Source organism: Arsukibacterium sp. (assembly GCF_033722355.1).
Lineage (GTDB): Bacteria > Pseudomonadota > Gammaproteobacteria > Enterobacterales > Alteromonadaceae > Alishewanella.
The window spans coordinates 1-2,864 of record NZ_JAWVZF010000238.1; the positions used below are offsets into that span (position 1 = coordinate 1).

The following is a 2,864-nucleotide window of genomic DNA, read 5'->3' on the forward strand; positions in this document are numbered from 1 at the left end:
CTGGTTGGGCGGTTTTTTTTCAGACAGGGTTTTTACGCCATCTTTAACCTTGTCCGTTTATTTGCGATGGCGAAGCTAGATCTCACTTTTTCTGATAATACAATTACGCCCTGCCGCTTTCGCCTGATAAAGCGCCTGGTCGGCCTGATTTAACATCTGTTTGGGGCTGGTGTTTTTATTGGCTATCACGCTGTAGCAGCCGATGCTGACGGTCAGGTAGGGCGCGACATTCGACATAGCGTGTTCAATATTCAGCGCCTTGATATGTTGTTGTATCCGCTTTGCCACTTCATGGCAGTCGTCGCTGTCACTCCCTGGCAAAATCAGCGCGAATTCTTCGCCGCCATAGCGCGCTGCCACTTCACCCTGGCGACGGGCCTCTTTACTGAGCGCTTTGGCAACTTGTTGCAGGGCCTCGTCACCGGCCTGATGGCCGTAGTGGTCATTAAAAGGTTTAAACAGGTCAATATCTAATAAAATTAGGCTCAAGGCCAACTTGTTGCGGGCACTTCGCTGGATTTCTTCCAGTAATTTTTCATCAAACTGGCGGCGATTGGCCAGGCCTGTTAAGCCATCCTGATTGGCCTGCTTTTTAAGTTCCTGGTTTGCCTGGAGTAATTGCTGCTGGGTTTGTTGTAACGAGACCCGGTAATTGACATTCTGAATGCTGTTGGCAATCATCTCGCCCACCAGTTTAATCCGGCGTAAATCGCTGCCGGTCCAGTTGCGCTGGCGGGCCACCATGTCACAACCAACAAAACCAATCAGTTTATTGTCGGCCAGCATAGCGGTACACAATACTGAACGAATATCTTCGTTATTAAATTCCTGTTGCTCGGCACTGGCTTCAGCCGGCAATAAACTGACATCGGCGACGGCAAAAATATGATCCCGCTGAATTTTTTCGAAGAAGTAGGGTAAAGCATGTTCCGGAATATGTTGCAGATTATCTTTGTGGGCGGTGATACCGTCGCGCACCCATTCGTGAGTGTTGCTCATTTCAGTGATGTCTTCATTAAACTGAAACAGATAACTCCGGTCGGCATGGCAAAATTCGCCAAGCGCTGCCAGGGCATCTTCGACATGTTGATCAAGGGCGTCACTGCGGACATTAATCAGCTCGGTGGAAATAAGCGACATCAGTTTATCAAAGGCCAGAGCTTCTTCCAGCTCAGCAATATGGGCGCTGGGTATGTCCGCTGCCGGTAATGCTTCGGGGCTACTGCTGGTTTGTTGCAGCGGACAGAATGTCACGATAATGGTGTGGCCGAGGCTGTACTGCAGTTTTACCAGCTGGCTTTGCAGCATAAAGAGAGCCGCATTGCCGGCCTCACCGAGCCGCACCTGCTGCTGCACCAGGGTGCCACTTAATGCCAGCAGCAATGGATTATTCAACAGGCTAATTCTGTTATATTGCGGGTCCAGCAGGCGGATTTCAGACAGTTGTGGCAGGCTGAGCGGCTTATGCTGTTGCATAAGCCCTAACAGGTTACGGGCGGCTTCATTGGCAAAAATATCAGCCTTGGCGCTTTCTTTGTACAAAAGCGCCAGCGGTAATCGCTCCAGAATGGCCCAAAAATGGGGATAAGCGTCTGAGTTTTCTGCCATAAATTATCAACACGGTTTTTTCTTACTATAACGGATTGAGCGTTTATGGCAACTAGGGAGCGCGCAGAGAAACTTATGCTTGCTGCCAGACCAGTTGTTTAAAATGCTGGCGGCACATGGAAACATAACTTTCGTTGCCGCCAATTTGTACCTGGCTGCCGGCGGTTGCTGCTTTGCCCTCTGCATCGAGCCTGACAACAAAGTTGGCTTTACGTCCACAGTGACAGATGGTTTTCAGTTCGATAAGTTTATCGGCCCAGGCCAGCAGGGCTTCACTGCCGGCAAAGGTTTCACCCAGAAAATCAGTACGTAAGCCAAATGCCAGCACCGGAACAGATAGCTCGTCAACAATATCTGTAAGCTGTCGCACCTGAGTTTTACTGAGGAACTGGGCTTCGTCAATCAGCACACAATCGAGCCGACCCTGTGCTTTAAGCTCGCTGGCATGCTGGTAAAAATTAAACTGCGGGTCGAAGATATGAGCGTCCATCGCCAGACCAATCCGGGAGCTGACTTTACCTAAGCCAAAGCGGTTATCCAGCGCTGCGGTATAAATGGCAACGGTCATGCCCCTTTCCTGATAGTTATAAGCACTTTGTAATAAAGACGTCGATTTGCCGGCATTCATTGCCGAATAATAAAAATAAAGTTGGGCCATGGGCCAGGTTCCTGAAAGTAAGTCTGAAAATTGACGGCTAACAATACCCAAAGCGACTATGGCTGTAAACGCTGCAACTTAATGCCGACATTGGCTTTAGCCACAGTAACAGGCATACTTTGCCGGCTAATCAGCAAAATGACTTAATCTGACAGGAAAAACAGATGGAAAAATTAATGTTGCTCCCGGTATTTGCCCAGGTGTTACTGACCAGTGTAGTGATGATTATCATGGGCCGGCGCCGCATTCAGGCAGCGAAAACCAAGGAAATCAGCATGAGCGCGTTTCGTACCATGGATTTAACCGGTGCCAGTGAACAGGTTATTGCTACCAGTCGTAATTTTGATAATCAGTTTCAGATGCCGATGCTGTATTTGTTCAGCGTGTTATTCTGCTTACAGTTCGGTCTGGTTGATCTGACGTTTGTTATCATGGGCACCGTTTTTGTTGCCCTGCGTTACTGGCATACTGTGGTTCATATTGGCAGCAATAACGTCAGGCTGCGGTTTCGGGTGTTTTTGCTCGGCTGCCTGGCATTATGGCTGATTTGGATCCGCTTGCTGGTACTGGCGTTTATTTAAGCCGGCCTGAACAGGGC

Annotated in this window: 3 protein-coding genes; 1 reads left to right on the top strand and 2 read right to left on the bottom strand. The window is 49.1% G+C overall.

Annotated features, from left to right (window positions below; all coding sequences use genetic code 11):
- Positions 1-75 precede the first annotated feature (75 nt).
- Both R3177_RS14240 and R3177_RS14245 read right to left on the bottom strand, forming a co-directional pair.
- On the bottom strand, positions 76-1,608 hold the full coding sequence (locus R3177_RS14240) for a diguanylate cyclase domain-containing protein (protein WP_318971669.1): 1,533 nt from the start codon (positions 1,606-1,608) through the stop codon (positions 76-78).
- Between the two features lie 73 nt (positions 1,609-1,681).
- Positions 1,682-2,266 (bottom strand): thymidine kinase, encoded by a 585-nt coding sequence (locus R3177_RS14245; protein ID WP_318971670.1) that lies wholly within the window; start codon positions 2,264-2,266, stop codon positions 1,682-1,684.
- Positions 2,267-2,430: 164 nt separating this feature from the next.
- Between R3177_RS14245 and R3177_RS14250 the strand changes: the two genes are divergently transcribed.
- Positions 2,431-2,847, top strand: a complete 417-nt coding sequence (locus tag R3177_RS14250; protein WP_318971671.1) for an MAPEG family protein — start codon at positions 2,431-2,433, stop codon at positions 2,845-2,847.
- Positions 2,848-2,864 lie beyond the last annotated feature (17 nt).